Origin of the sequence: Mesorhizobium sp. M2E.F.Ca.ET.209.01.1.1, assembly GCF_004010375.2 — a bacterium.
GTDB lineage: Bacteria > Pseudomonadota > Alphaproteobacteria > Rhizobiales > Rhizobiaceae > Mesorhizobium.
Window position 1 is genome coordinate 1 of record NZ_SADP02000333.1, and the last position, 390, is coordinate 390.

General features: G+C 61.3%; 1 protein-coding gene. It reads left to right on the forward strand.

Translation table 11 applies throughout. The features are described from left to right. Positions 1 to 118: 118 nt before the first annotated feature. The gene (locus EN852_RS35880) at positions 119 to 376 is read left to right on the forward strand and encodes a hypothetical protein (RefSeq protein WP_135879687.1); all 258 of its coding nucleotides are present in this window, start codon (positions 119 to 121) and stop codon (positions 374 to 376) included. Positions 377 to 390 lie beyond the last annotated feature (14 nt).

The following is a 390-nucleotide window of genomic DNA, read 5'->3' on the forward strand; positions in this document are numbered from 1 at the left end:
CTGAACGAAGCGGTCATGAACTTTCGCTGAATGGAGCCTTCAGCCTCCGTTCCGAGCGACTTCCCTACAAAGGGGCCGTTCAACCCGCGGTCCCCTGCCGCATCGAAGGAGAAGTCCTATGACCCGCACATCGATCATCGCCACGGCCTTTGCCGCCCTCGTCGGTGTCACCGCCGTCGCGCCCGCCATGGGCAACGACGTCAACCTCGAACAATATGGCTGGCGCAATTCCGCAGGCGGCGCCCAGCACGGCTACCGTAATCGCGTCCATTTCCACCAGGATGGCCGCTTCAACACCGCGATCGGCCAGCAATACGGCCATCGCAACCTGTCGGTGATCATGCAGCAGGGCGTAAACAATTTCGTCGTGCACTAAGAGGACGGCATCCG

Bases quoted from the DNA above. Each gene is read 5' to 3' on its own strand.
- EN852_RS35880 (WP_135879687.1), top strand. From the start codon at position 119: ATGACCCGCACATCGATCATCGCCACGGCCTTTGCCGCCCTCGTCGGT.